General features: G+C 34.1%; 31 protein-coding genes and 1 pseudogene. 25 read left to right on the top strand and 7 right to left on the bottom strand.

The genetic code is table 11. From position 1 onward, the window contains the following. The first annotated feature begins 1 nt into the window (after position 1). The gene (locus tag V7S50_RS19945) at positions 2 to 472 is read left to right on the top strand and encodes a DUF6773 family protein (RefSeq protein WP_242251632.1); all 471 of its coding nucleotides are present in this window, start codon (positions 2 to 4) and stop codon (positions 470 to 472) included. Then, positions 473 to 753: pseudogene (locus V7S50_RS19940) on the top strand (transposase); the annotation flags it as partial. It lies immediately after the preceding gene. 129 nt (positions 754 to 882) lie between these two features. On the opposite strand, the gene V7S50_RS19935 reads toward V7S50_RS19940, so the two are convergent. After that, a complete protein-coding gene (locus V7S50_RS19935) occupies positions 883 to 1,833 on the bottom strand; it encodes a metal ABC transporter substrate-binding protein (RefSeq protein WP_063222780.1) in 951 nt (316 codons plus the stop codon). Positions 1,834 to 2,099: 266 nt separating this feature from the next. Between V7S50_RS19935 and V7S50_RS19930 the strand changes: the two genes are divergently transcribed. Together V7S50_RS19930 and V7S50_RS19925 are read left to right on the top strand one after the other, a co-directional pair. After that, the gene (locus V7S50_RS19930; RefSeq protein ID WP_000540925.1) at positions 2,100 to 2,249 is read left to right on the top strand and encodes a hypothetical protein; all 150 of its coding nucleotides are present in this window, start codon (positions 2,100 to 2,102) and stop codon (positions 2,247 to 2,249) included. 115 nt (positions 2,250 to 2,364) lie between these two features. Next, positions 2,365 to 3,024: an oxidoreductase gene (locus V7S50_RS19925; RefSeq protein ID WP_242251634.1), complete on the top strand. Its 660-nt coding sequence runs from the start codon at positions 2,365 to 2,367 to the stop codon at positions 3,022 to 3,024. 29 nt (positions 3,025 to 3,053) lie between these two features. On the opposite strand, the gene namA is transcribed toward V7S50_RS19925, so the two are convergent. Beyond that, positions 3,054 to 4,091, bottom strand: a complete 1,038-nt coding sequence (namA, locus tag V7S50_RS19920; RefSeq protein WP_242251636.1) for an NADPH dehydrogenase NamA — start codon at positions 4,089 to 4,091, stop codon at positions 3,054 to 3,056. A 133-nt stretch (positions 4,092 to 4,224) separates the two neighbouring features. Here namA and V7S50_RS19915 point away from each other — a divergent pair, with 133 nt between their 5' ends. The 6 genes from V7S50_RS19915 (at position 4,225) to V7S50_RS19890 (ending at position 9,094) form a co-directional block, all read left to right on the top strand. After that, positions 4,225 to 4,677: a methylated-DNA--[protein]-cysteine S-methyltransferase gene (locus V7S50_RS19915; protein WP_098556281.1), complete on the top strand. Its 453-nt coding sequence runs from the start codon at positions 4,225 to 4,227 to the stop codon at positions 4,675 to 4,677. Between the two features lie 25 nt (positions 4,678 to 4,702). Next, complete coding sequence (locus tag V7S50_RS19910) at positions 4,703 to 5,686, top strand: DUF2628 domain-containing protein (RefSeq protein WP_242251639.1); 984 nt, start codon at positions 4,703 to 4,705, stop codon at positions 5,684 to 5,686. Positions 5,687 to 5,775: 89 nt separating this feature from the next. Continuing rightward, the gene (locus V7S50_RS19905) at positions 5,776 to 7,437 is read left to right on the top strand and encodes a peptide ABC transporter substrate-binding protein (protein ID WP_242251641.1); all 1,662 of its coding nucleotides are present in this window, start codon (positions 5,776 to 5,778) and stop codon (positions 7,435 to 7,437) included. A gap of 58 nt (positions 7,438 to 7,495) precedes the next feature. Continuing rightward, entirely contained in the window at positions 7,496 to 7,912 is a 417-nt protein-coding gene (fosB, locus tag V7S50_RS19900; protein WP_063222774.1) for a FosBx1 family fosfomycin resistance bacillithiol transferase, read from the top strand. A gap of 12 nt (positions 7,913 to 7,924) precedes the next feature. Further along, positions 7,925 to 8,470, top strand: a complete 546-nt coding sequence (locus V7S50_RS19895; RefSeq protein WP_242251643.1) for a short-chain dehydrogenase — start codon at positions 7,925 to 7,927, stop codon at positions 8,468 to 8,470. Between the two features lie 12 nt (positions 8,471 to 8,482). After that, a complete protein-coding gene (locus V7S50_RS19890; RefSeq protein WP_063222772.1) occupies positions 8,483 to 9,094 on the top strand; it encodes a phosphoserine phosphatase 1 in 612 nt (203 codons plus the stop codon). A gap of 45 nt (positions 9,095 to 9,139) precedes the next feature. Here the strand turns inward: V7S50_RS19890 and exsB are convergent, their stop codons facing one another. Further along, complete coding sequence (gene exsB, locus V7S50_RS19885; protein WP_063222771.1) at positions 9,140 to 9,718, bottom strand: exosporium protein ExsB; 579 nt, start codon at positions 9,716 to 9,718, stop codon at positions 9,140 to 9,142. Positions 9,719 to 9,899: 181 nt separating this feature from the next. On the opposite strand from exsB, the gene cotH reads away from it, so the two are divergent. The 8 genes from cotH to V7S50_RS19845 all read left to right on the top strand — a co-directional run bounded on the left by cotH (position 9,900) and on the right by V7S50_RS19845 (position 17,828). Further along, complete coding sequence (gene cotH, locus V7S50_RS19880; RefSeq protein WP_242251644.1) at positions 9,900 to 10,976, top strand: spore coat protein CotH; 1,077 nt, start codon at positions 9,900 to 9,902, stop codon at positions 10,974 to 10,976. A 106-nt stretch (positions 10,977 to 11,082) separates the two neighbouring features. After that, the gene (locus tag V7S50_RS19875) at positions 11,083 to 11,700 is read left to right on the top strand and encodes an NUDIX hydrolase N-terminal domain-containing protein (protein WP_242251645.1); all 618 of its coding nucleotides are present in this window, start codon (positions 11,083 to 11,085) and stop codon (positions 11,698 to 11,700) included. A 104-nt stretch (positions 11,701 to 11,804) separates the two neighbouring features. Beyond that, entirely contained in the window at positions 11,805 to 12,407 is a 603-nt protein-coding gene (locus V7S50_RS19870; protein ID WP_000881206.1) for a DedA family protein, read from the top strand. A gap of 96 nt (positions 12,408 to 12,503) precedes the next feature. Next, entirely contained in the window at positions 12,504 to 13,883 is a 1,380-nt protein-coding gene (locus tag V7S50_RS19865) for a putative polysaccharide biosynthesis protein (protein ID WP_242251646.1), read from the top strand. Positions 13,884 to 14,216: 333 nt separating this feature from the next. Next, positions 14,217 to 15,158, top strand: a complete 942-nt coding sequence (locus V7S50_RS19860; protein ID WP_000932392.1) for a magnesium transporter CorA family protein — start codon at positions 14,217 to 14,219, stop codon at positions 15,156 to 15,158. 198 nt (positions 15,159 to 15,356) lie between these two features. Further along, positions 15,357 to 16,253, top strand: coding sequence for a permease (locus tag V7S50_RS19855; RefSeq protein ID WP_000418728.1), 897 nt, complete (start codon positions 15,357 to 15,359; stop codon positions 16,251 to 16,253). Between the two features lie 3 nt (positions 16,254 to 16,256). Continuing rightward, positions 16,257 to 17,126 (top strand): TIGR03943 family putative permease subunit, encoded by an 870-nt coding sequence (locus tag V7S50_RS19850; protein WP_242251647.1) that lies wholly within the window; start codon positions 16,257 to 16,259, stop codon positions 17,124 to 17,126. A 195-nt stretch (positions 17,127 to 17,321) separates the two neighbouring features. Next, positions 17,322 to 17,828 carry an acyl-CoA thioesterase gene (locus tag V7S50_RS19845; protein WP_000141167.1) on the top strand — a complete coding sequence of 169 codons (507 nt, stop codon included), beginning with the start codon at positions 17,322 to 17,324 and terminating at the stop codon, positions 17,826 to 17,828. A gap of 126 nt (positions 17,829 to 17,954) precedes the next feature. Here the strand turns inward: V7S50_RS19845 and V7S50_RS19840 are convergent, their stop codons facing one another. After that, a complete protein-coding gene (locus tag V7S50_RS19840; RefSeq protein WP_000505094.1) occupies positions 17,955 to 18,041 on the bottom strand; it encodes a YjcZ family sporulation protein in 87 nt (28 codons plus the stop codon). Positions 18,042 to 18,201: 160 nt separating this feature from the next. On the opposite strand from V7S50_RS19840, the gene cls reads away from it, so the two are divergent. The 4 genes from cls (at position 18,202) to V7S50_RS19820 (ending at position 20,964) form a co-directional block, all read left to right on the top strand. Then, on the top strand, positions 18,202 to 19,386 hold the full coding sequence (gene cls / locus V7S50_RS19835; protein ID WP_242251648.1) for a cardiolipin synthase: 1,185 nt from the start codon (positions 18,202 to 18,204) through the stop codon (positions 19,384 to 19,386). A 31-nt stretch (positions 19,387 to 19,417) separates the two neighbouring features. Continuing rightward, entirely contained in the window at positions 19,418 to 19,876 is a 459-nt protein-coding gene (locus V7S50_RS19830; RefSeq protein ID WP_242251649.1) for a spore coat protein, read from the top strand. A gap of 186 nt (positions 19,877 to 20,062) precedes the next feature. Continuing rightward, positions 20,063 to 20,242 (top strand): hypothetical protein, encoded by a 180-nt coding sequence (locus tag V7S50_RS19825; RefSeq protein ID WP_001045957.1) that lies wholly within the window; start codon positions 20,063 to 20,065, stop codon positions 20,240 to 20,242. A 101-nt stretch (positions 20,243 to 20,343) separates the two neighbouring features. Continuing rightward, positions 20,344 to 20,964, top strand: a complete 621-nt coding sequence (locus V7S50_RS19820; RefSeq protein ID WP_242251651.1) for an NAD(P)-dependent oxidoreductase — start codon at positions 20,344 to 20,346, stop codon at positions 20,962 to 20,964. Positions 20,965 to 20,988: 24 nt separating this feature from the next. Here V7S50_RS19820 and V7S50_RS19815 read toward each other — a convergent pair whose 3' ends face one another. The 3 genes from V7S50_RS19815 to V7S50_RS19805 form a co-directional block, all read right to left on the bottom strand. Next, positions 20,989 to 21,471: a DUF456 domain-containing protein gene (locus V7S50_RS19815; RefSeq protein ID WP_242251652.1), complete on the bottom strand. Its 483-nt coding sequence runs from the start codon at positions 21,469 to 21,471 to the stop codon at positions 20,989 to 20,991. A 1-nt stretch (position 21,472) separates the two neighbouring features. Next, the gene (locus tag V7S50_RS19810; protein WP_063222762.1) at positions 21,473 to 22,780 is read right to left on the bottom strand and encodes a hemolysin family protein; all 1,308 of its coding nucleotides are present in this window, start codon (positions 22,778 to 22,780) and stop codon (positions 21,473 to 21,475) included. Positions 22,781 to 22,988: 208 nt separating this feature from the next. Next, positions 22,989 to 23,858, bottom strand: a complete 870-nt coding sequence (locus V7S50_RS19805; protein ID WP_063222761.1) for a hypothetical protein — start codon at positions 23,856 to 23,858, stop codon at positions 22,989 to 22,991. Between the two features lie 255 nt (positions 23,859 to 24,113). Between V7S50_RS19805 and cbpA the strand changes: the two genes are divergently transcribed. The 3 genes from cbpA to csaA all read left to right on the top strand — a co-directional run bounded on the left by cbpA (position 24,114) and on the right by csaA (position 26,930). Further along, entirely contained in the window at positions 24,114 to 24,761 is a 648-nt protein-coding gene (gene cbpA, locus V7S50_RS19800; RefSeq protein WP_063222760.1) for a cyclic di-AMP binding protein CbpA, read from the top strand. A 435-nt stretch (positions 24,762 to 25,196) separates the two neighbouring features. Beyond that, positions 25,197 to 26,534, top strand: a complete 1,338-nt coding sequence (brnQ4, locus tag V7S50_RS19795) for a branched-chain amino acid transport system II carrier protein BrnQ4 (protein WP_396022990.1) — start codon at positions 25,197 to 25,199, stop codon at positions 26,532 to 26,534. Positions 26,535 to 26,600: 66 nt separating this feature from the next. Continuing rightward, positions 26,601 to 26,930: a chaperone CsaA gene (gene csaA / locus V7S50_RS19790; RefSeq protein WP_242251654.1), complete on the top strand. Its 330-nt coding sequence runs from the start codon at positions 26,601 to 26,603 to the stop codon at positions 26,928 to 26,930. Positions 26,931 to 26,940 lie beyond the last annotated feature (10 nt).

Here is a 26,940-nt window from a genome sequence, read left to right as displayed (position 1 = left end):
AATGGAAAAACTAAAAAAATGTTTTTCACTCAGTACACACTCAGATGAAAGAATTCAACAAATCGAAATGAAAATTTGGGCTCAATCTGGAATTGTTGTCCTACTTTTAGCTTTTATTGATGTTATTATAAGGGGAGCATATCTACACCGACCATTCCTAGAATGGATTGCTTCATTAGCCATTATAATTTGTTATATGATTTTCTTCTTTATTAAATCTATTCTAACTGGTGTTTATGAAACAGATATTAATAATAAAGAGCAATTAAAAGAAAAATTAAAAGAAAAAATGAGTGATACCTTTATTTTGTGTTTTGTAGCAATAGGTGCTACCACATACAAATATAATTTCCCTGAAGATTTCGTTGGATGGTTAGCAGTAATAGCAAGATTTATTATACTTTTCGCTTTCCTATTTGATATACAATATCTTATTACAGTAATAGCATGGAAGAGATCCAATAAAATATAAGGAAACGAAACAAAATCTATCAGCGTCTCTGTCAAAAATCAAAAACAGCGAAAAGAAGTACGAGAACGTTTACGTACAAAAGAAGGTAAAGAATTATATGTAAAACGACAAATAGAGGTAGAACCGTATTCGGTCATATTAAATACAATCGCTTCTTCCGACGTTTTTCCTTACGATACCTTTCCAAAAATCGACTGGAATGGGGTTTTATTTGTGTTGTCCATAATTTACGGAAATGGACAACAAGAGCTCAATCCAAAGCGAAAAACGCCCAGTTATAGTAGGAAATCTGTTGATTTTCTACTATAATCGGGCATTTTCTCATCCATATTAAAGTTAAAATAAAAAACTGTCTCCAAAAGGCTTTATTTAAAGACCTTTTGAGACAGCCTCTTCTTATCAAAAGTTGATTAGTTAGTAGCTTCTTTCAATGTATTCACGTTTTCTTCCATTAAAGTGAAGTAATCTTTATTATTTTTCGCATCGTCTTCAGAAATAGTAGCTAAGTGATTTAAACGTAAAATCTTTGTACCTGTTTCTTTTTGAATAACGGATGCTACTTTTGGAGTAGAGAATGTTTCAAATAAAATATATTTTAAGTTATGTTCTTTTGCTGTTTTTGTAATATCAGCAAGTTGCTTTTGAGATGGTTCATCAGAAGCTGAGATTCCAGCGATAGGAATTTGTTTCAGGCCATAACGTTGTTCCCAGTACCCATATGCAGCATGAGAAACTAAAATTTCTTTCGTTTTTGCATTTGCTACAGCAGCTTTAAATTGATCATCTAAATCAGTAAATTTTGTTTGAAGTGCTGCAAAGTTTTTTTCGAACTCTTGTTTATGGTCAGGTTGTAATTCTACAAGTGCATTTTTAATTTTTTCTGCCTGTTTCATTGCTAGAGTAGGGTCTAACCAAATGTGTGGGTCTTTATCGTGATGATGTTCATCCTCTTTGTGGCCGTCTCCATGATCATGATGCTCTTCTTCAGTAGAAGTACGCAGTTCAATACCTTTGGATGCATTTACAATTTTAACATTTTCTTTTTGTAATGCTTTTTCCATTTTTTCAGCAAATGGCTCTAATTCAGCGCCGTTATAAACGAATAAATCGGCTTTTGCAACCTGTACTGTTTGTTTTTGACTTGGCTCAAATGTATGAGAATCTGCACCAGGTGGGTAAATCGCTTCAACAGTTACATAGTCGCCACCAATTTTTTTTGCGAAATCTGCAAGAGGAAAAATAGTTGTATAAACAGTTAGCTTTCCGTCTTTCTTGGCATTACCTTCTTTTTTATTTGAGCAGCCAGTAAAAATTAAAGTGAAAATAAGTAAGAATGAAAATATAGTCAGTCTTTTAGGCATGAAGTTCTCCTCTTTTCTTTTTTACGGATATATTTTCCCCAATTATAGAAGAAAAATATCATTTTAATACAAAACGGAATAATTACGTTTTAGTTTGCGAACTTAGTATAATACATCTTTTATAAAGTTGCAATAAATAATAATCATTCCGATTTGATTTTGTTATAAAGTTGTCAAATATAGATGTGTTATTTTTGCGAATACATGCATATGTGACAACGCTGTGTTCATATATATGAAAGGAGGGTGTAGAGGGGGATGAGTGTTTGGGCTACTTAATGGAAGCTATTTTATTGATATTAGCGGTAGTATTACCATTAGCCTTAGTCTTAATTTTTTTAAGAAGATTAATAAGTAATTTAGGAGATGCATCAACAGTAACAAAATTACGAGAGAAAGATGAGAAAAAAGAGTGAGTAAAGCACTATGCGTACGCATAGTGCTTTACTTGTGGTAAAATGAGAGAAGGAAACTCCTAAAAGTTGTATTTTACTGAAGGAGAGAAAAGTAAAATAAGAGGTATATGCATATATGAATAAGCGAACAGCGTTAGTACTTGGTGCAAGTGGTTTAGTTGGACAAGAAATAACGCGTCTATTACTTGAATCAGATTACTACGATTCGGTTACTATTTTTGTAAGAGAACCAATACAATGGCAACATGAGAAGTTACAGCAAAAACAAGTAGATTATTCGGTATTAGAGGAATATAAAGAGTTTTTTGCTGTGGATGACGTATTTAGTTGTCTAGGAACAACAATCAAGAAAGCAAAAACAAAGGCAAATTTCAAAAAGGTAGATTATGAATATACGTTAAGAGCTGCTTGTTTAGCTGAGAAACAAGGGGTGCAAAATTTCCTTGTTGTGTCCTCAATGGGAGCGAATCCTAAATCGTTTTTCTTTTACTCACAAGTGAAAGGAAGAATGGAAGAGGAATTGCAAAAGTTAGTAATCGGTGGTATTCACATTTTTAGGCCATCTTTATTAGTAGGAAATCGACAAGAATTTCGCTTTGGTGAACGAATGGCGGAAAAATTATCTCGTATGATTCCTTTTATATTTAAGGGGGCATTCAAAAAGTATAAACCAATTTCAGCTAGAGATGTGGCGAAAGGGATGTATATAACTGCATTGCGAGAAGAATCGGGTATCCACATTTATAATTCCAATGAAATTACAACGATAGAATAAATAAAACCGAGAAGGATAGCTTCTCGGTTTTATTTATTTGTACTGATTTTCCCAGGTGCTCGCTCGTATTGATACGGTTCTTTTAACTCAAAGCCAAGTTCATTAGCCGCTATTCTTGGGAAGTAAGGATTGCGAAGTAACTCACGTCCGATAAAAATTAAATCTGCTTCGTTATTATTTAAAATTTGTTCCGCTTGAGACCCAGTCGTAATCAACCCAACTGCACCAGTTGCAATGTTAGCATGTTCTTTAATATGTTTAGCGTATTGTACTTGATACCCAGGATAAACATCGATGCGTGCAGGTACAACAGCCCCAGAGCTACAATCGATTAAATCTACTCCTTGTTCTTTCATCCATTTCGTATACTGAACATAATCTTGAACCGTTAACCCGTCAGGGTGATAATCATTTGCTGAAATACGAACAAATAACGGTCCGTTCCAAACTTCATTTATCGAGTCAATGATTTCGCGTAAGAAACGATATCGTTTTTCAGGCGAACCACCATAATCATCAGTCCGCTTATTGGAAAGCGGAGAAAGAAATTCATTAATAAGATAACCGTGAGCACCGTGTATTTCAATAACGTCAAATCCAGCTTGTTTTGATCGTATTGCAGCCTGCTGAAAAGCTAATACAGTATCTTTAATTTGGTGTTTACTCATTTCTATTGGCATTTTCATCGTTTCATTAAATGGAATGGCTGAAGGAGCTAACGCATCTGTTTCTAATTCTGCTTTTCTTCCAGCGTGAGCGAGTTGAATGGCAGCTTTTGCACCGTTATCATGTATAAAAGTTGTCGTTTTATGTAAGCCTTCAATTTGGCTATCATCCCAAATACCTAAGTCTTTATTAGAAATTCGCCCTTCAGGTAATACGGCTGTTGCTTCAATCATAACTAAACCAACTTGACCAGCAGCTCTTGTTCCGTAATGGACGAGATGGAAATTAGTTACTTGGCCATCCTCGTTTTCTGACGAATACATGCACATAGGTGACATAACGATACGATTTTTTAATGTAATGTCCTTAATTGTATAAGGTGAAAAAAGTTCGGAATTCATCCAATAGCCTCCTAGATTGAATTTTCTTACATTGTATCATTCTCGTTTTTGTTTCCCTAATAAAACGCTTATACGAAAAATTTTGTCTATTCGTGTTACAATAATTAATATGAATTGAATTGGAGGATGACATATGTACCAGGCTTATTATGAAAGTGAATTAGGTCTGCTGGAAATTACAGCGAACGATAAAGGAATTACGTCTGTTATATTTGTTGATGAGAGACAAGAAGAAATTACAAACGAAATGATAGATCAATGTATAAATGAGCTAGATGAATATTTTAAGGGGAATAGAAAAGAGTTCACGGTCCCGTTGTCTGCCGAGGGAACAGCATTTCAAAAAAATGTATGGGATGCGCTCTATACTATTCCTTATGGCGTAAGTGCTTCATATTTAGATATTGCAGAGAAGGTCGGAAATACGAAAGCTGTACGAGCGATAGGAGGAGCAAATAGTCGTAATCCAATTTCAATTATCGTTCCGTGTCATCGTGTAATAGGGAAGAGCGGGAAGCTTGTCGGGTATGCGGGTGGTTTATGGAGGAAAGAGTGGTTATTAAAACACGAAGGTATTTTGAAATGACGTATGGATGGGAAGAGGGATTGTTTTGAACTGTATAAATTGTGGGCAACCTTGCTCGAATGACCAATTAAATTGTACAAGTTGTCAGCGTAACTTGCACAATGAACAAGATGAAGGAAGCTTACTAATAGATAAAGAATTAGAAGTATATGTAGGGAGACAGTATCCGTATTACAAAAGGAAGTGGGAGCTTGAGGAAAAGCGGATTGCTAGGTGGAGCTGGAATGGTTGGGCAGCTATTTTCAATGTAGGTTGGCTTGGATATCGTAAGTATTATTTACCTGCAGCTTTATTTTTATTGTTATTAGTAGCATGTGATGCGTTTTCTTATTATATGGGCTTCAACGTAGCATTGCCAATCATAAATATGGTGCCTCTTACGTTTCTATTACTTGTTTTTATTTTATTTGGAATGGCGATTTTTGCAAATGGATTATATTATCAATTTGCAGAAAGACGTATATATCGAATAAAAGCACGGGAAATTCAAGATGCATCGGTGGAGAATTACCTCATTCGTGATAGCGGTGGAACGAGTAAAATGGGAGCGACAATTGTTACGATTTTAGCAGTTGCTAGTATTTTTTTCAGCCATTTCTTTTTCCCGACTGATCGAGATATTATTCAAAAAGTTCGTACAAGCTCGCTATATGAATATCCGTTCTTTTCCATTGGTGAATCATTTGAAAATTACTTTAAAAACCCAGATTGGGTATATTATCGCGGAACGGAAGGATTAGAATTAGTAGAATTCCAAGGAAATAGTCCTGATATGGCAAGGAAAAAGGTGAGAATCCAATTTATTGTTGATTATAAATTGGGTGAGATTGAGCCGTACTCACTTACGATTAATGGAGAATCTAAAAATGAGGAAGAATTTTTGAAGATATTGGACGAAATATTTAAAGTCCAAAATCCATTTGACATAGAAGATGGATTACAAGTAAAAGAAAAAGAAAAAGAAGTGGATGGAAGAGCGCTCTATCCATTTCTTTTTTTGTGTATATGAAAATAATATTTGAAATAATCTGAATCTTTTGTATAATAATATATATTATACTGGCTTTCATGTATACATATAGATTGGGGGAAGGAAGAATGAAGAGAAAGGTAACAACGATTGCTGCAATTGCATTATCGACTAGTGTATTAGTTGCAGGTTGCGGAAATGGGGAGAAGGCATCTACAACGAAGAAAGAAGCAGGTAAGGGAGCAGCAGATAAGCAAGTATTAAACTTACTAGAAACAGCAGAAATTCCTTCAATGGATACGTCAAAATCAACAGACTCTGTGTCATTCCGTGCCTTTGTAAATGCAATGGAAGGATTATATCGTTTAGATAAGGATAATAAACCAACTCCAGGTATGGCAAAAGACGTGAAAATTAGTGAAGATAAAAAAACATATACATTTGAATTACGAGACGCAAAGTGGTCTAATGGCGATCCAGTTCGAGCACAAGATTTTGTATATGCATGGCAACGCGCATTAGATAAAGCAACGGCAGCTGAGTATGCATTTATTTTATTTGATGTGAAAAATGCACAGAAAGTCAATAAAGGAGAATTACCGTTAGATCAATTAGGAGTGAAAGCAAAGGATGATAAAACATTAGTAGTAGAATTAGAACAACCAGCACCATATTTCCTTGAGCTTACTTCATTCCCAACATTTTTCCCTTTAAATGAAAAATATGTGAAAGAACAAGGAGATAAATATGCATTAGAAGCAGATAAACTATTATACAATGGACCATTTACGATGAGTGAATGGAAACATGAACGAAGTTATCAGTTAAAGAAAAACCCTAATTATTGGGATAAAGATACTGTGAAGTTAGAAGAAATTAATGTAAATATTGTGAAGGAAACGAGCACGGGAGTGAATTTATATGATAGTGATCAAGCAGACCGTGTTATTTTAAGTTCTGAATTTGTTGATAAATATAAAAAGAATAAGCCAGATGAATTTAAAACGAAGTTAGATCCACGTATATATTTCTTGCGCTTTAACCAAAAAAATGTAACGTTTAAAAACCAAAAAGTTCGTGAAGCAATTGATCTGGCATATGATAAAAAAGGAATTGCAAATGTTATTTTAAATGACGGATCATTGCCAGCATATTTCTTAGTACCTGAAAAATTTACGACAGGACCAGATGGGAAAGATTTCCGTACTGTAAATAAAAATTTCCGTGACAGTAAAGATAATGCAGCAAAAGCAAAAAAATTATGGGAAGAAGCGAAGAAAGAACTTGGCCAAGATACAATTACAGTAGAATTTCTAAATGATGATAACGGTAGTCGTAAAAAAGTGGGCGACTTTATTAAAGAAGAGTTAGAGAAAAATTTACCGGGTATTAAAGTGAATTTGAAACAACAGCCATATAAGCAGAAGCTAGAGTTAGAAAAGAAATTTGAATATGAATTCTCATTATCCGCATGGAGTCCGGACTATCCAGATCCAATGACTTATATTGATATGTTTGTTACTGGAAGCTCATTTAATGAAATGGATTATTCTAATCCGAAGTATGATGATTTAGTAGCGAAATCAAAAGGAGAGCTATTAAAAGATGATAAAGCCCGCTGGAATGCACTTGCAGAAGCTGAAAAAATCTTAATTGGTCAAGATGCTGCCATTTCTCCTGCGTACCAACAAAGTACCGCATATTTAGAGAAACCATACGTAAAAGGTATTGCAAATCATACGTTTGGTGGAGATTTCAGTTATAAATGGGCATATATTACAAAGAAATAGTATAATAAAAGATGAGTGAATTTTCGCTCATCTTTTATTTGTATAGGAGGAATTAGAGTTGTTAAAAGGAATCAATCATCTTTGTTTTTCAGTATCTAATTTAGAAGATTCTATTACATTTTACGAAAAAGTACTAGAAGGAGAATTATTAGTTAAAGGGAGAAAGCTTGCATATTTTAATATATGTGGAGTATGGATAGCACTTAATGAAGAAACACATATTCCTAGAAATGAGATTCATCAATCTTATACGCATATTGCGTTTTCAGTTGAACAGAAAGACTTTGAACGCCTACAGCAGCGATTAGAAGAAAACAAAGTTCATATTTTACAAGGAAGAGAACGTGATGTGAAAGATTGTGACTCTATATATTTTGTAGATCCTGATGGTCACAAATTTGAGTTTCATTCAGGGTCATTGCAAGACCGACTTAATTATTATAGGGAAGATAAACCTCATATGACATTTTATTAAGGGGGGAAAAAGTTGCATGCGCTAGTAATTGGTGGAACAGGAATGTTAAAGAAAGTTTCTATGTGGCTTTGTGAGCAAGGGTTTCATGTTTCTATTATTGGAAGAGATGAAGTGAAATTAGAAAATGTTAAGCGGGAGAGTGCTATACCAGAAAGTATCACATGCCTTCCGTTAGATTATCATAATGATGACGATGTAAAGCTAGCTATTACAAGTACAATTGAGAGGAATGGCCCAATAACATTAGTTGTTGCGTGGACACATTCAAGTGCGAAGGATGCGTTATCACTCATTTGTAGAGAATTAGACATGTCGTCTGAAACATACAACGTTTTTCATATTTTAGGCAGTAAAGCGTCGAGAATAGCCTCACAAAAAATAGGCGGTACGCAATGTAGCTATCATAGAATAATATTAGGTTTTATATTAGAAGATACATACGGAAGATGGCTTACTCATGAAGAAATATCGGATGGGGTAATCGATGGAATTGAAAGTAATTGTGATGAATGGATTGTAGGACGAGTAGAACCGTGGGAATTACGGCCAACATGGTAAGGGGGAATTGAAGTGAAGACAACTGTATATGTGACAAGGCACGGTGAAACGGAATGGAATGTAGCGAAGCGAATGCAAGGGCGGAAAAATTCTGCTTTAACTGAAAACGGTATGCTACAAGCTAAGCAATTAGGAGATAGAATGAAAGATTTATCTATCAATGCAATCTATAGTAGTCCGAGTGAAAGAACCCTTCATACTGCAGAGTTAATAAAGGGCGATCGTGATATGCCGATAATCGCGGATGAGCATTTTTATGAAATTAACATGGGGATTTGGGAAGGACAGACAATTGATGATATAGAAAGGCAATACCCAGACGACATACAGTTATTTTGGTATGAGCCACATCTTTTTCAGTCCACATCAGGAGAAAATTTTGAGGCTGTTCATAAAAGGGTAATGGAGGGGATACAGCTTCTTTTAGAAAAGCATAAAGGAGAAAGTATATTAATTGTCTCCCATGCGGCAGCTGCAAAACTACTTGTAGGACATTTTGCGGGTATTGAAATTGAAAATGTGTGGGATGAGCCATTTATGCATAGTGCTAGTCTAAGTATAATAGAATTTGAAGACGGTAAAGGTGAAGTGAAGCAATTTGCAGATATAAGTCATTTTCAATAAACGTAAAAAAGGCCGCAAAACGGCCTTTTTTTGTAGGCATAAAAACTAGCAATTACGTTTTTTATACCAGAAGTGATCAAATTTCTTGTTTTTGCAAGATGGGAATTTATGTCCGCCTTTGCAATCATTCCATTTGTGTCCATCATCGTGACAGTCTTTACCATGATCGCATGAATCATCACAAGAGCCACCATGTCTATGAGGGAAGAATTCGCATTTTTTACAGAAACTTCGTTTTGTCCAGAAAAATTTCTTTTCAAAGCGGATGCATTTTGTAACGAATGTACAATGCTTCCTACGCGTCACTTTCGTAACTAAAACGCATTCTTTTCTACGTGTCACTTTCGTAACGAACGTCCATTTTTGAACGCGTACACGAGTACATTTTGTAACAAATGTCCATTTTTTTACATGCGTACATTTTGTAACGAACGTACAATGTTTCACGCGAGTACATCTTGTTCTTGGACATTTACCCCCAGTTGTACATTTACATCCTGTTGTACATCGATGATGAGAGAATTTATCATCATCGCACTCAAAAGTACTTGGATCTTGGTGTAAGAAATCCTCCATCCCAGCACTTTTGATTTCTTCAACCGCTTTTCTAATATCACGTTTCATAGAAATCCTCCTTATCATGTATTAAGTTGAAAAGGTATTCTTTTTCCTTAACATGATATGAGATATGAAGTCTTTCTGAACAGGACAAGAGTGTAATTTTATATAAATAGATGATAGCGGATGTATGGACAAGACAAGGCGCATACATTGAATGAAGAGAACCGAGAAGGGATGAGAAAACATGCTACCTTCATATGATTTTTTTATTCATCCAATGTACTTAGTGGAATTGAAAAAAGACATTTGGTCAGAAAGTCCAGTACCAGCAAAATTAACTTATGGAAAAAAGAAGTATGATATTGATATCGTATACCGGGGTGCTCATATTCGTGAATTTGAGAAAAAGTCTTATCATGTTATGTTTTATAAACCGAAAAAATTTCAAGGCGCTAAAGAGATTCATTTAAATTCTGAGTTTATGGATCCGTCTCTCATACGAAATAAATTATCTTTAGACTTTTTTCATGATATTGGTGTACTTTCACCGAAATCACAACATGTATTTATAAAAATTAATGGTCAAATTCAAGGTGTATATTTACAGTTAGAATCAGTTGATGAAAACTTTTTGAAAAATAGAGGATTACCGAGTGGTTCTATTTATTATGCGATAGATGATGATGCGAATTTTTCTTTAATGAGTGAGAGGGACAACGATGTTAAGACCGAGCTCTTTGCGGGTTATGAATTTAAATATTCGAATGAAAATAGTGAAGAACAGCTGAGTGAATTTGTATTTCAAGCGAACGCTTTGTCGAGGGAATCTTATGAAAAAGAAATTGGGAAGTTTTTGCATGTTGATAAATATTTACGATGGTTAGCTGGTGTTATTTTTACACAAAACTTTGATGGTTTCGTTCATAACTATGCACTATATCATAATGATGAAACAAATTTATTTGAAGTGATACCGTGGGATTATGATGCGACTTGGGGGCGAGATGTACAAGGGAGACCACTTAATCATGAATATATTCGTATTCAAGGTTATAACACGTTAAGTGCAAGATTGTTAGATATACCTGTATTTAGAAAGCAATACCGAGGTATTTTGGAAGAAATATTAGCAGAACAATTTACCGTTTCATTTATGATGCCGAAAGTAGAAAGTTTGTGTGAGTCGCTTCGTCCTTATTTACTACAAGATCCATATATGAAAGAAAAATTAGAAACATTTGATCAAGAAGCTGATATGATTGAGGAATATATAAATAAAAGAAGAAAGTATATACAAGATCATTTACATGAATTGGATTAATTTTGAAAGAGATTGGAACATTATCAATCTCTTTTTTTGTATAATAAAGATGTATTGGTGGGATTGACTTAATATTCACTTGAAAGAGAATGGGGGATGTAAAAGCATGACGGTAAAATGGATGGAATGGGTAAAACAAATACAATCTATAGCCCAAGCAGGTTTAACGTATTCTAAGGATGTGTATGATATAGAGCGTTTCCAACAATTACGGGATATTTCCATTTCGATGATGTCACATTACACAAAGACAGATTGGGAAGTTGTAGAGAAGTTATTTGCAAGTGAGACAGGCTATCAAACACCAAAAGTTGATATAAGAGCAGTTGTTTTTCAAAATGATAAACTATTATTTGTGAAAGAAAAAAGTGATGGGAAATGGGCATTGCCAGGTGGATGGGCTGATATCGGTTATACGCCGACAGAAGTAGCAGCAAAAGAAGTTTTAGAGGAGACGGGTTATGAAGTAGATGATTTTAAGCTACTCGCTATATTTGATAAAGAAAAACATCAACCATCACCTTCAGCAACACATGTATATAAAATTTTTATTGCCTGTAAGATTATTGGTGGTGAAAAGAAAGCTAGTATTGAAACAGAAGATGTGGAGTTTTTTGGTGAGAATGAATTACCTAATTTATCGATTGCTAGAAATACAGAAGAGCAAATTAAAGAAATGTTTGCTTACATGAAAGAACCTCAGAAAGAAACATTAATAGATTAATAATGCTTATACCGATGATATTGTTGGAATGAAGATATTGGCAGAATGCAACCTTTATGTAATAATGGGATGGTATGTGAAGAAAAAAGGAGATAGAAAATAAAATGTTAGCAAGCATAATAGATCAGTTATTGCAATTTTTTGCAAGCTTAGGTTACTTTGGAGTAGCACTAGCTTTAATGATTGAAATTATCCCGAGTGAAATTGTACTTTCGTATGCTGGTTTTTTAGTCGCAGATGGTAAAATTAGTTTTGTCGGTGCAGTTATTGCGGGAACAATCGGTGGTACTTTAGCTCAAATATTTTTATATTGGCTTGGGTACTATGGAGGACGTCCAGTTGTAGAGAAATATGGAAAATATCTACTTATTAATAAACACCATTTAGACATAGCAGAAAATTGGTTTAAGCGTTATGGAGCAGGAGTAATCTTTTCTGCGCGCTTTATTCCAGTAGTACGTCATGCTATTTCTATTCCAGCAGGATTAGCTAAAATGCCGTTAAAACTATTCACACTGTATACAGTAGTTGCGATTATTCCATGGTCAATACTATTTATATATTTAGGTGAAAAGCTTGGTGGAAATTGGCGACATATTAAAGAGTATGCATCTGATTACACACATTACATAATTATAGGAGCGATTCTTTTTGTTGCTCTATACTTCGGCTTAAAGTATTTCAAAAAGAAAAAAGCAGCGCGTTAAAGTCAATGATTTTTCATTGGCTTTTTTTACTTGTTTCGGTTCTAAAAAAAAAAGTTGTCCATAATGTATAATAATAAAGCGTAGCGGAGGAATGTGATGAAAGGGTCACCGTTTATACGTGGAACGATATTTTTAACAATGGCAACGATGATATCTAAAATGTTAGGGTTTATATATGTGATACCATTTACAGCTATGGTCGGTACAAGTGGGTACGTTTTATACACGTATGCATATCGTCCATATACCATTATGCTCAGCATTGCGACGATGGGACTACCACTTGCAGTTTCAAAAATGGTATCAAAATATGATCAACTGAATGATTATCATACGGTTAAGAGAGTGTTGAAAAGTGGAATCGTATTTATGTTTATAATGGGAATTATTTCGTGTTTTGCTTTATATATGCTAGCTCCACATTTGGCTAAACTTGTAATTGATGGAAACGATCAAACGGGGAATAGTGTAGGGGCGGTCACTACTAATATTCGAATTGTGAGTTTTGCGTTAATACTTGTGCCAGTAATGAGTTTATTAAGGGGCTTCTTTCAAGGATTTCAATCGATGGGGCCTTCTGCTCTAAGTGTAGTTGTAGAGCAATTTTTTCGGGTTCTAACCATTTTGATAGGAAGTTTTGTCGTTTTATATATTTTAAAAGCTTCTGTCTCGCTAGCAGTGGGTATTTCAACGTTCGGTGCCTTTATGGGAGCGGTAGGTGGATTAACTGTTTTAAGTGCGTATTATATAAGAAGGAGAAGGCATTTAAAGAAAAAGGAAATGGCAAGTATACCACAAACAACGAAATCTTTTTTCTCACTATATAAGGAGCTCTTTACATATTCAATACCATTTGTTGTGGTTGGTTTAGCAATTCCGTTATATCAGACGATTGACACATTTACAATTAATAAATTACTTATACAAATAGGATATATGCAAGGAGAAGCGGAGAAGATAAATGCAATAATTGGACTTGTTCAAATGGTTGTACTTATCCCAGTTTCCGTTGCCACTGCTTTTAGTATGTCACTCGTACCTGAGATGACAAAAGCTTATACAGCAGGAAATGTGAAGTTACTGTACAAACATTTTACAAGGACGAATGTATTAGTTGTAGGGATTACGGTACCAGCGGCAATTGGAATGATGGTGTTAGCAAAAACGGTCTATACTCTTTTATTTGGCGCGGGGAATGATCCAGAGCTGGGCAGCCTTATATTACAGTATTATGCTCCTGCTTGTATACTATTTTCTCTTTTTACAGTAACGGCTGCTATGTTACAAGGAATTAATCAACAACAGAAAACAGTGCTAGGATTAGTGCTAGGAATTATTATGAAGATAGTTTTAAATATTGTATTGCTTCCGTATTTCGATTATGTAAGTTTTATTATTTCAACATACGCTGGCTATACGATTTCGGTTGGCTTTAACTTGTGGATGCTTTCTAAATATGTTATAAAGGCAACATAAGCTTTTTAAGGCAGAGAGCACTCTGTCTTTTTCTTTGTTTATCCCGCTTTAACGGGCAGTAAGATCCTCACCTCAAAATTCAGCGAAAGAAAAGAAGTTTGGTTGGGATCAACTGCCCGTAAAAGCCCGATTGGTTCAACTAATAATCAGTGGGGGGGTGAAGCCCCCCACTGATTAAAGTTTCACTTTATAATATTTTTCTTATAAAAACGTTTTCAAAATAATTTTTCTATTGAAATTTAAACGTATGTTTCATATGCTGAGAATGGCGGTTCAAAAACTGTTATGTAAGAGAGGTAGATTCCTACATGTAAAAAGAATCGGGGTGATAGTATGTTAAATATTTATTTAACAGACCGAAACGGAAAACTACAAGAGGTTGAGGAAATGCAAAAGGGTTGCTGGATTAATGTACTTCATCCAACGGAAGAAGAAATTCAATATCTAGTACAAACTTTAAATGTAGACTTAGATTTCATTAAAGACCCTTTAGATGATGAAGAACGCTCTCGTATTGAAAAGGAAGACAATAATACTTTAATAATCGTGGATATTCCAACAGTTAGACATGATGAAGAAGGAAATTCGATTTATGACACGATTCCAATAGGGATGATTGTCATGCCAGATTGCTTTGTGACAATTTGTTTAGAAGAAAATCCAATTTTTGAACGTTTTATTAATCAACGTATTAAAGAATTTTATACGTTTAAAAAGACACGCTTTGCACTTCAGCTCTTATATACGATTTCTACTTATTATTTAAGATACTTAAAGCAAATTAACAGAAAAACAATCGATTTAGAGCATCAATTAAATAAGTCGATGAAAAATAAAGAGATTTTCACATTGCTAGGCCTTGAAAAAAGTTTAGTTTATTTTACAACATCATTAAAGGCAAATAAAATTGTAATTCAAAAACTAATGCGTAACAGTACATTTTTAAAAATGTATGAAGACGATCAAGATTTATTAGAAGATGTATTAATTGAAAATAAACAGGCTATTGAAATGGCGGAAATATATAGTCACATTTTAAGTGGAATGATGAATACTTTTAGTTCCGTTATATCAAATAATTTAAATAGTGTTATGAAACTGTTAACGTCTATTACAATCATTTTATCGTTACCAACGATGGTTTCTAGTTTCTTTGGAATGAACGTAAAGGTTCCGTTTGAAGGAGAAGCACATGGCTTTGTAATTGTACTTATAATATGTGTAACACTATCTTTCACATTAGCATTTGTTTTTTGGAAGAAACGTTACTTTTAATGAAAAGAAAGCTGCTCTAGCATAGTTGTATAACTGCGCTAGAGCAGCTTTTTTGCTATGAAATCCAAAGTTTTGAATAGAATATAACTTATAAAATGTAATGTATATGAAAGGTATGAATTCCGTATAAGTCTTGTCCAATTAATAAAATGGGGTTAAAATTACATATTGTTAATGAAAAGTTGGAGGAAATACATCATGGAATTGTTTCAATTACCGAAAGCATTCCTGCAAATGAATACAATCTTTATTTCCATATTGATCGAAGCACTTCCTTTTGTGCTCATTGGTGTATTTATTTCAGGATTCATTCAAATGTTTGTGACAGAAGATATGGTAGCAAAATGGATGCCGAAAAACCGATTTCTGTCTGTTTTAGTAGCTACTTTTTTAGGTATGATGTTTCCGGGCTGTGAATGTGGAATCGTTCCGATTGTAAGACGATTAATCGGAAAAGGTGTTCCACCATATGCGGGGATTGCATTTATGTTAACTGGACCGATCATTAATCCAGTTGTATTATTTGCAACATACGTTGCCTTTGGAAGTAGTATGCACATGGTATGGTATCGTTCTATTGTAGCGATTATCGTAGCAATTATCGTTGGAATTATATTATCATTTATGTTTAAAGAACATCAATTACGAGATGATCACTTCCCAGAAGTGAATCATAAGCGTCCATTACGTAAAAAAATGTGGGATGTATGTACGCATGCTGTTGAGGAGTTTTTCTCGATGGGAAAATATTTAGTATTAGGTGCGTTAATTGCAGCTGCAGTTCAAACGTTCGTACAAACTTCAACACTTCTTGCTATAGGACAAGGGCCGTTCTCTTCACCAGCAGTTATGATGGGACTTGCATATATATTATCACTTTGTTCAGAAGCGGATGCGTTTATTGCTTCATCATTCCAAAGTACATTTTCAACAGCATCACTTGTCGCGTTTCTCGTATATGGACCGATGGTGGATATTAAAAATATGTTTATGATGCTTGCGACATTTAAAACAAAATTTGTAATTGTCGTTACAGTTACAGTTACACTTGTTGTTTATGCAAGCTCACTACTCATTTATGCGATGGGGTGGTAGGTTATGTTTCGAGCATATATATTATTAGGTTTTACAATCTTAATCGCGCAGCTTCATATTTCAGGTAATATTACGAAGTATATCAATATGAAGTATGCCTATTTATCAACAACAGCAGCTATTATTTTAGGGTTTTTAACGGTCGTTCAAATTATTATTGTTTTCCAACAAGAACACCAGAAAGAACAAGGGAAACAGGATTGTAGTTGTGACCATAACCATTGCGGGCATGATCATTCAAAAGATGAGAACACATGGTGGAAAAAAGCATTCTCATATACATTGTTCTGCTTTCCGATTGTCTCAGGATTGTTTTTCCCGATTGCAACGTTAGATTCAGATATCGTTAAGGCGAAAGGATTTCATTTTCCTGTTGCGCAAGCAGAAAGTAAAGATCCGTTTATGACAAGGCAATTCTTAAGGCCTGACACGAGTATTTATTACGGGAAAGAAGGATACCGTGGTGTAATGGAAAAAGGGAAGAAAGAGTTTGTAACGAAAGATAGTGTTACTTTAAATGATGAAAATTTCCTAAAGGGAATGGAAACAATTTATAATTATCCTGGCGAGTTTACTGGGAAAAAGTTATCATTTAAAGGGTTTGTTTTCAAAGATGATTCTTCTAAAAAAGAACAATATTTCTTATTCCGTTTTGGTATTATACATTGTGTAGCAGATTCTGGTGTATATGGTATGTTAGTGAAAAAGCCAGAAGGTGTAGAATGGAAAAACGATGATTGGATTCAAATAGAGGGAGAAATTTCTACTGAATTTTATCAACCGTTCCATGCGAATATTCCTGTTTTAGAAGTAACGAAATGGAATAAAGTTGAACAGCCGAAAGAACAATATGTATTTAGAGGAGCCGATTGATAACATCGGTTCTTTTTTGTGGACTAAAAGTTCTGAATGTTGTTAATATTAAACGTGTAATGATAATAAGCTCATACTGTTCTAGGGTGAATGGGAAATGGAACTCTTACCGAACTTCTTTACTCCAACCGAACTTTGTGGTGGGAGTCTTAATGTCTGCAAATAGCGGGTTAAATAATCAAAGAGGTGATAACAATGACTGAAGTAAAAGGAAAAACAGCTAATGAGTCTAGAGTGTTTAAAACGAGCCGAGTATTTCCAACAGATTTAAATGATCATAATACGCTATTTGGTGGAAAGATATTAGCCGAGATGGATATGGTTGCTTCTATTTCAGCAACGAGGCATGCAAGAAAAGAATGTGTCACAGCGTCTATGGATTGGGTAGATTTCTTACATCCTGTTCGCTCTTCAGATTGTGTTAGTTATGAATCCTTCGTAATTTGGACAGGTAGAACTTCTATGGAAGTGTTTGTGAAGGTAGTAGCGGAAGATTTAATTTCAGGTGAGAAGCGTATCGCAGCAACGTCATTTGTTACTTTTGTTGCACTTAGTAAGGAGAACAATCCAGTTCCTGTGCCGCGAGTAATCCCTGAAACAGAAGAAGAGAAAGAATTACATCGTATTGCAGTGTTACGTGCAGAACAACGTCATATACGTAAGGCAGAGAGCAAGAAAGTAGCTACATTACTTACTTTTTGAGTTGAGTATTTAGTCATTACTGGTATCATAACAGACCGAAATGTTTGTCATATGAAAAGCGGACACCTAAAAGTAGGTGTCCGCTTTTATAGTTTTTTCATCCACATATCATATGACAGTAACTACTTAGCAGAAGCAAGCAGCACCGACGATGATTAAGAGGATAAATAATACGACTAATAGCGCGAATCCATTACCATGTGCGAAGCCCATTGTTATTTCCTCCTTTTATTTTAAGATACAACATACAATATGCAAATGAGCTATCGTTTGATATGGACATATATCATGCAATGACATATTTTCTTGAATGATATTGTATTAAAAAAGGGAAGATATAGAAATAACAGTAAGTGGAGAAAGGAAAATATCCATGAAACACTTTTTCGTTGTAATCCTTTGTTTAATAGGTGTATTCATTTGGATTAACATCGATGTGGAAATGGGGAAAAAAATGGCTAGTGAATATGAATTAGGACAAGTTCGATTGGGTGAATTTCAACTGTATACGAACGGTGAAGAATTATATACGAAATTATTTGAGGATATACGCAATGCAGAAAAGTACATATATATCCATTTTTATATTGTAGGTAAAGATGAAATAAGCAAAGAGTTTTTGCAGTTGCTCGAGAAAAAGGCATCGGGTGGAGTAGAAGTGAAATTGTCAGTCGATCGAATAGGTGGATATAAGCTGAAGAAAAAGATAATTCGTCAACTAAAAAGCAATGGTGTCCAGTTTACATTTAGTAAAAAGCCTAAACTGAAACATATATTCTACTCGTTGCATCAACGGAACCATAGACGCATTGTTACGATAGATGGAAAAGTATCATACGTCGGCGGCTTTAACATTGGAAAGGAGTACCTTGGACAAAATCCGAAATTTGGTCCGTGGCGTGATTATCATGTACGAGTCAAGGGGAATGGTGCCACGGATATGGAAAGAAAATTCTCTGCTGACTGGAAAGAAGATACGGGAGAAAAAATGCCTGTACATGAAAGTTTACCTGCAATAGGGAATGTAAAGTATCAATATTTATTTTCAGACGGAAAAGGTTTATGGGAAAAATATGGAGCGCTTATAAAGCAGGCTAAAACGTCTTTAATTATTGCTACACCATATTTTGTACCAAGTAAAGAAATGATAAAAGCGTTAAAAGATGCATTAAACCGCGGTGTCAATGTGAAAATTCTCGTACCATTTAAAAGTGATGCAGTATTGTTAAAACAAGCTGCCTATCCGTATTTGAAAGACATGTTACATGCTGGAGCAGAGATTTATCAATATCAGAATGGTTTTTTTCATGGGAAAGTAACAATCATTGATGGGGAAATTGTTGATATTGGTACCGCAAACTTTGATAATAGAAGTTTTTATTTAAATACGGAGTCTAATTGTATTATCTATGATAAGGAAGTAACAGCGGACGTATGGAACCGATTAAAAGAAGACTTTCATAAGTCAAAAAGATTTTCGCAAGAAGATTTTGAGAAAATTAGTAAATGGGATTGGTTTTTAGCAAGAATAGCAAATGTTATAGCAGCATATTTATAACATATAGACAAAAGAGAAGGGAGGTACTCTCATGGATTGTATGAAAGAATTAATGAGGTATAGTTATATGCTTATATACAAGGTTGGGGAGTATACAGGAGAGGTAAGAGATGAAGAATTAAAGGAGCTATTACAGCATCATTTACCATATATGTTGCAAGCGTATAATGAACAAGTGAATTTTCAAGAAGGAGAGAATGTACAGCATATAACCTGTGAACCAATTTCATTTCATTTGCATGGAATGGAGAAGGAAACTGATAGTAAATATTCAGGAGATATCCAAATAGCAACTTGTTATATTGCGCATTTAAAACGGTTAGCGTTAAAGTTTGCTCAAGTGGCAGTTGAAGTTGCAAATCCAGAATTTCGTTCATTTTTAGAAAATTGCTTCCTAAAAATGAACCGTTATGCCTATAGTGTATGGCAATATGTTGTGAAGAAAGAGTATAAGATTAAACATGTATATGAAAATGAGAAGTTTGCATAAAAAACTGAGGCGGAAAGATAGGCGCCTTAGTTTTTTATTTTTCGTAGAGAAAAATGATTAGGTGTACATATTTATTATCAGAAAATTTACAAATATTTACCGTTTATTTACTATTTGTCAATCTTTCCTTTAAAAATAGAGAGTAATATGGGATTGTACATATTCTATCAAAAGGAGGAAACGCAAATGAACAAATGGGTTAAATCATTAACTGCTATGGCACTTGCAAGTTCTTTATTAATGGTAGGTTGTAGTAAAGATGAGGACAAGAAGAAAGAAGACGATACAACAACACAACAAGAGGACAAAAAGGATAAAGAAACAAGTGGAACTGAGAAGTCTACGGATTCTAAAGAAAAGAAATAATGTAATAATAGAGCTTCCTCTTATATGTGAGGAAGCTTTTTTGTTGTAAATTGATTGAGATTATTGAAAAATAGAGAAAGAATGAAAGAGGAGGAAAACAAATGAAAGTATGTATATTAGGAGCAACAGGGAGAGTAGGTTCAAATATAATAAAATTAGCATTAAAGGATTCAGCTGAAGTGACTGCATTAGCGCGTGATTTAAATAGAATAGAAATACATCATGAAAGATTACAAGTTATAGAAGGTAATGTATTGAACGCAAATGATATAAAGAAAGCGATAGAAGGAAGCGATATAGTAATTAGTGCACTTGGAACGGATCAAAATGGGACGTTAACGAAAAGTATGCCACAAATTATAAAGCAAATGGAAAAAGAAGGGGTTCATAAAATCATTACAATAGGAACAGCTGGTATTTTACAAGCAAGAACAAATCTAAATTTATATCGTTTTCAATCAACGGAATCAAAAAGGAAAACGACAACAGCAGCAGAAGATCATTTAGCTGCATATAAGATACTTAGTAGTAGTAATTTATGTTGGACGGTCGTTTGTCCAACGCATTTAATAGACGGTGATGTGACAGGTGTATATCGGACTGAAAAAGATGTATTACCAGAAGGTGGTGCGAAAATAACAGTTGGTGATACAGCACAATTTACGTGGAATCTGTGTAGTAAAAACAAATATGAGAATAGTCGAGTAGGTATTTCATATTAAAAAACCATCCCGAAATTGGGATGGTTAAAAGACGATATAACATACAAATATGATAATCATAATGGTTTGGAGAATGGCTTTCGCTACTGTACTGCTTAAAAAACCAACTACAGTAGCAACTCCTACAAGAAAAGCGTCTTTTGGCGCTTTTTTATGCATTAATTCGGTTATAAATACCGCTAAAAATGGTATGATAATAAGTCCGAATGGTGGGAAGAAGAAAGATCCGGCAATGATCGAAATCATTCCGACACGTTCGCCCCATTTAGAACTACCGTATTTCTTTAAGAAATATCCATTTGCAATAAAATCAGCAACGAAAATGAATAGTGTGAAAATAGCTTGAATAATCCAAAAAGAAATCGTTAGTTCTCCGCCATTTATACCAAAATGGTAAATGAAATATCCAGCCCAGACAGCTAGGATGCCGGGTATAATAGGATAAATAAAAGCTAGAAATGAAATAATGAAACAGGCAATGATACAGATTGTTAAGAAAACAGTCACTTTATAACTCCTTTTTTATATCTAATTTATGTACAGCAATTTTTTTGACTTGATGTCCATCAAGTTCTAATGCTTTAAATTGAAAACCGGCATATTCGATGGAGTAGCCAGCTTCAATATTTACGTCAACTGCCTGAGATAGTAGCCAGCCTCCGATTGTATCTAAGTCGCTCTCATCAATATGTAAGCCAAACATATCATTTACTTCAGAAATAAGTACTTTTCCATCTAAAACAGTAAGCTTCGGCGTACGTTTTTCAATCATAGGCGATTCATCTGCATCAAACTCATCTTGAATTTCTCCAATGATTTCTTCAAGAATATCTTCCATTGTTAAAAGTCCAGCAGTACCACCATATTCATCCATAACGATTGCCATCTGAACGCGATTCTTTTGTAGATGTACCAGTGTTTTACGAATTGGAACAGTTTCAAATACAGTTAGTACTGGATGTATGTAAGATTCAAGTGGCTTATGAATGCCTTTCGTTTGATCATGAAATACTTCTTTCGTATTGATCATACCGATAATATCATCTTTATCTTTTTCGATGATAGGGTAGCGTGTATACTTTTCAGTTGCGACGATATCCATATTTTCTTCTAACGTATTTTCAGTAGATAAGCAAATCATTTCTGTACGAGGGACCATAATTTCTTTCGCAACTCGGTCGTCAAATTCAAAAATGTTATTTACATATTTATATTCGGTTTGGTTTATTTCGCCGCTTTTGAAACTTTCACCTAAAATGAGTCGTAATTCTTCTTCAGAATGGGCAAGTTCATTTTCTTTCGCAGGCTCTAAACCGAGTAATTTTGTGAAAAAGATAGCTGTACTATTAAGTAGCCAAATGAACGGATACATAATTTTATCAAATAAAATAAGTGGTCGTGCAAACTTAAGTGTGATTGCTTCTGCTCTTTGGATTGCGAAAGATTTCGGAACTAATTCACCTAATACAACATGGAAAAATGTAATAACACTAAAGGCAATTATAAAGGATAAAGTATTTGCCATTGTTCCAGTAATATTAATCTTTTCAAAGAGCGGTCGTAGTAAATGTTCCACAGTCGGTTCACCAAGCCAACCCAGTCCTAAAGAAGTAATGGTAATCCCGAGCTGACAAGCTGATAAATAAACATCTAAATTAGAAATGACACTTCTTGCAGCTAAAGCTTGTTTATTGCCTTCATTTGCAAGCTGGTCAATTCGACTTTTTCGTACTTTTACAACAGCAAATTCTGATGCAACGAAAAAGCCGGAAATAAGGATAAGTACAAAGATGAGAAAAATATTTAATATGTCCAAGTGTGTTCTCTATTCCATAGTTTGGAATAAAGATGTCACCTCCTGCAATTATGTTATACTTTTATAATAAATCCAAACGAAAAGAATAGTCAAAGGAAAAGGGTAAATATTGGTATGTTTCTGTAATAGTTTTTGAATTTGCTGTTATTTTGTCCGCTATACAAAAGGAATAACCCCCTACTTTCAGATTATAGAGGGTTATTTCAAATTAAGGTTTTGAAATACTTCTTGTTAAAGCGTATGACTGTTGTTTAAAGTGGTTTGTCGTCCATAGTGTTTGAAGGAATGAGAGTATGCAATACGGGATATACAAAAGTAATAAGCTAATTGTAACAATAACAGGTGCATTTCCGCCGAATTGAACGATAAATTGCAATAGTCCGCTTGCGTGAAAAACGCATTCCATAAAAAGGAATGAAATAATAATGGAGCCTAAAATTGATTTATGATTCGAAGTAAGAGCTAAAAACAATGTATCTACAAGAAAAGAAGATTGTTTTATTTCATATTCATTTGTGTTACTTAAGAAAGGAACCCATTTTTTTATTGCTTGCATAACGATAATCATGGAAGTACTACAAACGATGATTAAAGATGAGTAGTAAGGAAGCTTTATAAATTTTGCGATGTATAGGAGTAGTAATAAGACTGAACATTGTAATAATACAGTGCAAAAAGAGTATGGTATCCATCTTAATAAAGAAGGGAACTTTTTAACCGAATGAGGTGCTTTAAAAAATAAATGGCCGATCCCTAAACTGATGAAGAATCCGATCGCAAGAGTAAAGGTAAAACGAACAATCGATAAAAAATATATTTCCCATATGTAAGGGAATAATGGAGTTGAATGATTAGAAGTATGTACCATCTCATTTGCTGAGAAAAAGATAGATTCGTGCATCCAATCAATCTTTGGAATTGTCATAGAAGAAAGCTGTGCGAAGTTATGAAAAATGCTTATAAAGCCAGTGAAGTATGAGTATTTATGTGTAATAAATAATGACGGAATAGGACTAATGATAAATATAATAAGAACACCAACTGTAAATTTACAAATATGTGAGCGTAATAAAGACATGTAATCACCTACTCTTGGAATATTCAGAAAATTCTTATTCTTATTTTAGCTGTTTTCGGCGTAAGTTACAATATATTTTCTTAAAGAAGTTTCGAGAGAACGTTTGGTATTGTAGAGATATAAGTGAATGAAACGTGAATAAATTATGACAAGAAAATGAAAAATTTTCAGAAAAGTAAAATAAATTATTTATTTTTTTGTGAAAATATAATATAGTTATGGCACAGAAAGTATTTTAACATAAGGAGGCTGTTTATGAGGATTAAAGGGAATTATGTGTCGAAAAGGGAAGTTTTATTTTGTTCAAGTTCAATTACAATAGGGGAAGCACTGGAGCATTTAAATAAAACTGGCTATCGTTGTGTACCAGTTTTAGATGAAAAAAAAGAGAAATATTTAGGGAATATATATAAAGTAGATATTTTAGAATATAAAGGTTCACTGGAAGAGAGTGTATTACAATTATTAAACGATAAAGAAGGATATGTGAGAGAAGATTCTTCGTTCTTTAAAGTATTTTTTACAATAAAAAAATTACCTTATTTATCAGTAGTTGATGAAAAAGGAGTCTTTCTTGGGATTTTAACGCATAAAAAAGTTTTTGAGTTATTAGAAGATGCTTGGGGTGTGCATTCTAGTAAATATTCTGTCATGATTGGGACACAGGATTATAATGGAGCAATTCAAAAATTATCCACAGTATTAAAAAAATATACAGGTATCCAAAGTTTAATGACTTTTGATAATGATGCCTTATTAGTTCGTAGAATTATGTTTACATTAGGAGAAGAGTTTAACGACGGTGAATTAGAGACGTTATTGAAAGATTTAGAAGATCACGGATTTAGAGTTGTGTATGTGGAAGAAATGAAAAATCCACGTGAAGTTGAAACGATAGATTAACATGCAAAAGCCGTCTAATTATGTTGGATGGCTTTTGTTATGTTGCGCGTATGAGGTTATTTGAAAATAACGATAGAATAATAGATGAGATTGTTATAATATTTGTGCAAAAGAATAAAAAATGTAGATAATTTTGATTTTCGAAAAAATCAATTTGAAAATATGTTTTTATTTTTCAACTAAATATGTTACTATATGTGTGATAAAAACAAAGAGGTCTGACAACTTTACTCCACGTAATACCACTCTAATGAGTTAAATATTCAAAAAAATCAAAATTAATAATTAGAGTAAGAATAAGGGGAATGGAGAAATTATGGAGAAAGACACTGCTTTGTAAGGGGCATATTTTATCATCTTGAGCAGAGAGGAGGATGCATAGCATATTGTGAAAATAGAGATAAACAATGAAAAAGTGCTATGCAAATGAAAAGCATGAAGGGACGTTTAAGGCCAGGTGATACGGTAGCAATTGGTTTAATGTTATTTGCACTATTTTTAGGAGCAGGAAATTTAATTTTCCCACCAGTTTTAGGGCAACAAGCTGGAGAGAATGTTTGGGTTGCTACAATTGGATTCCTTGTAACGGGAGTCGGATTACCCCTATTAGCTGTAACAGCTGTCGCGTTTGTAGAGGGGGACTTGAAAGCGCTATCTTCTAGAGTTCACCCTATATTTGCGTTTGTTTTTCCATTAATTAGTTATTTAGCGATTGGACCATTTTTCGCGATTCCGCGTACTGGAGCCGTTTCATTTGAAATGGGTATGAAGCCATTTTTATCAGAGGCACTGGTTTCAGAGTGGTACATGCTATTTCTTTTCACGATAATTTTCTTCGGAATAACGTGGTATTTATCTTTAAATCCATCTAAATTAGTGGATTGGTTTGGGAAATTTCTTACACCAGTATTAGTATTGATTGTTGCTGTTATTGTCGGAAAGGCAATTATTGATCCGATTGGAGAACCAGCTGCGCCGCTAGCGGCATATAAAGAAAATACTTTCTTTGGTGGTTTTATTCAAGGATATTTAACGATGGATGCAATTAGTGCGCTTGTATTTGGAATTGTCGTTGTACAAGTTATCCGCTCTAAAGGAATAAAAGAGAGTAATCAAATTGCAAAAATAACAGTAGTATCAGGTATTATTGCTGTACTTGGTTTAACGTTAATCTATTTATCACTTGCTTATCTTGGTTCAACAAGTACATCACTTGGTGTATCGGAGAATGGTGGACTTATTTTAACGAATGTTGTAAATGAGTTATATGGAACAAGTGGTAAAATTTTATTAGGACTTGTTATTATACTTGCTTGTTTAACAACTTCTGTTGGATTAACATCAGCTTGTGCTGGTTTCTTTACAAACTTATTCCCAAAACTTTCGCATAAAACGATTGTAACAATGGTATGTGTGTTTAGTTTAATTGTATCTAACCTAGGTTTAACACAATTAATCGCAGTTACTTTACCAGTGTTAATGATCATTTATCCAGTTGCAATCGTATTAATCGTACTTTCTTACTTCCATAAATGGATTGGGAAGCGTAATACTATTTATATTGGAGCTATTTTAGGTGCGTTGTTGATTAGTTTCTTTAACGGTTTAGAAAGTGCGAAGATTAAAATTGACGCGATTTCTAATGTACTACAAATGTTACCGTTATATAACGAAGGAATCGGATGGTTAATTCCATCATGTATTGGCGGGATTCTCGGTTTCTTCTTCTATAAGTCAAATGAATCAAGTGAATTACAAAAGAAAGGTGCTTAGGCGCCTTTCTTTTTTTAAAGGGGATTTTTGTATTTTGTCTAAGTAATAATGGGGAGGAATGATATAATGGCTAATTTTGAAGATTTTTTAACTTTGGATTTGCGGATTGGAACGGTGATACATGCAGAGGAATTTAAAGAAGCGAGGGTGCCAGCGATTAAACTAGAAATTGATTTTGGGGAAATTGGGATAAAACAGTCGAGTGCTCAAATTACGAAAAGGTATAATCCAGAAGATTTAGTGGGTCAACAAATCGTTGCGATTGTAAACTTTCCGCCAAAGCGTGTAGCTGGGTTCAAATCGGAAGTACTAGTATTAGGAGGAGTACCTGAAGCGGGTGATGTTGTAGTACTTCAGCCTAATATGGAATTACCAAATGGAACAAAAATTAGTTAGTGAAAAGGCG

It is taken from the genome of Bacillus sp. CCNWLW194 (genome assembly GCF_037120585.1).
GTDB lineage: Bacteria > Bacillota > Bacilli > Bacillales > Bacillaceae_G > Bacillus_A > Bacillus_A basilensis.
This window is presented reverse-complemented; position numbering and strand designations above follow the sequence as displayed.

What these genes read in the sequence shown, in the direction of transcription:
- V7S50_RS19945 (WP_242251632.1), top strand. Translation starts at nt 2, where the DNA reads ATGGAAAAACTAAAAAAATGTTTTTCACTCAGTACACACTCAGATGAA.
- V7S50_RS19935 (WP_063222780.1), bottom strand. Translation starts at nt 1,833, where the DNA reads ATGCCTAAAAGACTGACTATATTTTCATTCTTACTTATTTTCACTTTA.
- V7S50_RS19925 (WP_242251634.1), top strand. Translation starts at nt 2,365, where the DNA reads ATGAATAAGCGAACAGCGTTAGTACTTGGTGCAAGTGGTTTAGTTGGA.
- namA (WP_242251636.1), bottom strand. Translation starts at nt 4,091, where the DNA reads ATGAATTCCGAACTTTTTTCACCTTATACAATTAAGGACATTACATTA.
- V7S50_RS19915 (WP_098556281.1), top strand. Translation starts at nt 4,225, where the DNA reads ATGTACCAGGCTTATTATGAAAGTGAATTAGGTCTGCTGGAAATTACA.
- V7S50_RS19905 (WP_242251641.1), top strand. Translation starts at nt 5,776, where the DNA reads ATGAAGAGAAAGGTAACAACGATTGCTGCAATTGCATTATCGACTAGT.
- exsB (WP_063222771.1), bottom strand. Translation starts at nt 9,718, where the DNA reads ATGAAACGTGATATTAGAAAAGCGGTTGAAGAAATCAAAAGTGCTGGG.
- cotH (WP_242251644.1), top strand. Translation starts at nt 9,900, where the DNA reads ATGCTACCTTCATATGATTTTTTTATTCATCCAATGTACTTAGTGGAA.
- V7S50_RS19875 (WP_242251645.1), top strand. Translation starts at nt 11,083, where the DNA reads ATGACGGTAAAATGGATGGAATGGGTAAAACAAATACAATCTATAGCC.
- V7S50_RS19870 (WP_000881206.1), top strand. Translation starts at nt 11,805, where the DNA reads ATGTTAGCAAGCATAATAGATCAGTTATTGCAATTTTTTGCAAGCTTA.
- V7S50_RS19865 (WP_242251646.1), top strand. Translation starts at nt 12,504, where the DNA reads ATGAAAGGGTCACCGTTTATACGTGGAACGATATTTTTAACAATGGCA.
- V7S50_RS19860 (WP_000932392.1), top strand. Translation starts at nt 14,217, where the DNA reads ATGTTAAATATTTATTTAACAGACCGAAACGGAAAACTACAAGAGGTT.
- V7S50_RS19855 (WP_000418728.1), top strand. Translation starts at nt 15,357, where the DNA reads ATGGAATTGTTTCAATTACCGAAAGCATTCCTGCAAATGAATACAATC.
- V7S50_RS19850 (WP_242251647.1), top strand. Translation starts at nt 16,257, where the DNA reads ATGTTTCGAGCATATATATTATTAGGTTTTACAATCTTAATCGCGCAG.
- V7S50_RS19845 (WP_000141167.1), top strand. Translation starts at nt 17,322, where the DNA reads ATGACTGAAGTAAAAGGAAAAACAGCTAATGAGTCTAGAGTGTTTAAA.
- V7S50_RS19840 (WP_000505094.1), bottom strand. Translation starts at nt 18,041, where the DNA reads ATGGGCTTCGCACATGGTAATGGATTCGCGCTATTAGTCGTATTATTT.
- cls (WP_242251648.1), top strand. Translation starts at nt 18,202, where the DNA reads ATGAAACACTTTTTCGTTGTAATCCTTTGTTTAATAGGTGTATTCATT.
- V7S50_RS19830 (WP_242251649.1), top strand. Translation starts at nt 19,418, where the DNA reads ATGGATTGTATGAAAGAATTAATGAGGTATAGTTATATGCTTATATAC.
- V7S50_RS19825 (WP_001045957.1), top strand. Translation starts at nt 20,063, where the DNA reads ATGAACAAATGGGTTAAATCATTAACTGCTATGGCACTTGCAAGTTCT.
- V7S50_RS19820 (WP_242251651.1), top strand. Translation starts at nt 20,344, where the DNA reads ATGAAAGTATGTATATTAGGAGCAACAGGGAGAGTAGGTTCAAATATA.
- V7S50_RS19805 (WP_063222761.1), bottom strand. Translation starts at nt 23,858, where the DNA reads ATGTCTTTATTACGCTCACATATTTGTAAATTTACAGTTGGTGTTCTT.
- cbpA (WP_063222760.1), top strand. Translation starts at nt 24,114, where the DNA reads ATGAGGATTAAAGGGAATTATGTGTCGAAAAGGGAAGTTTTATTTTGT.
- brnQ4 (WP_396022990.1), top strand. Translation starts at nt 25,197, where the DNA reads ATGAAGGGACGTTTAAGGCCAGGTGATACGGTAGCAATTGGTTTAATG.
- csaA (WP_242251654.1), top strand. Translation starts at nt 26,601, where the DNA reads ATGGCTAATTTTGAAGATTTTTTAACTTTGGATTTGCGGATTGGAACG.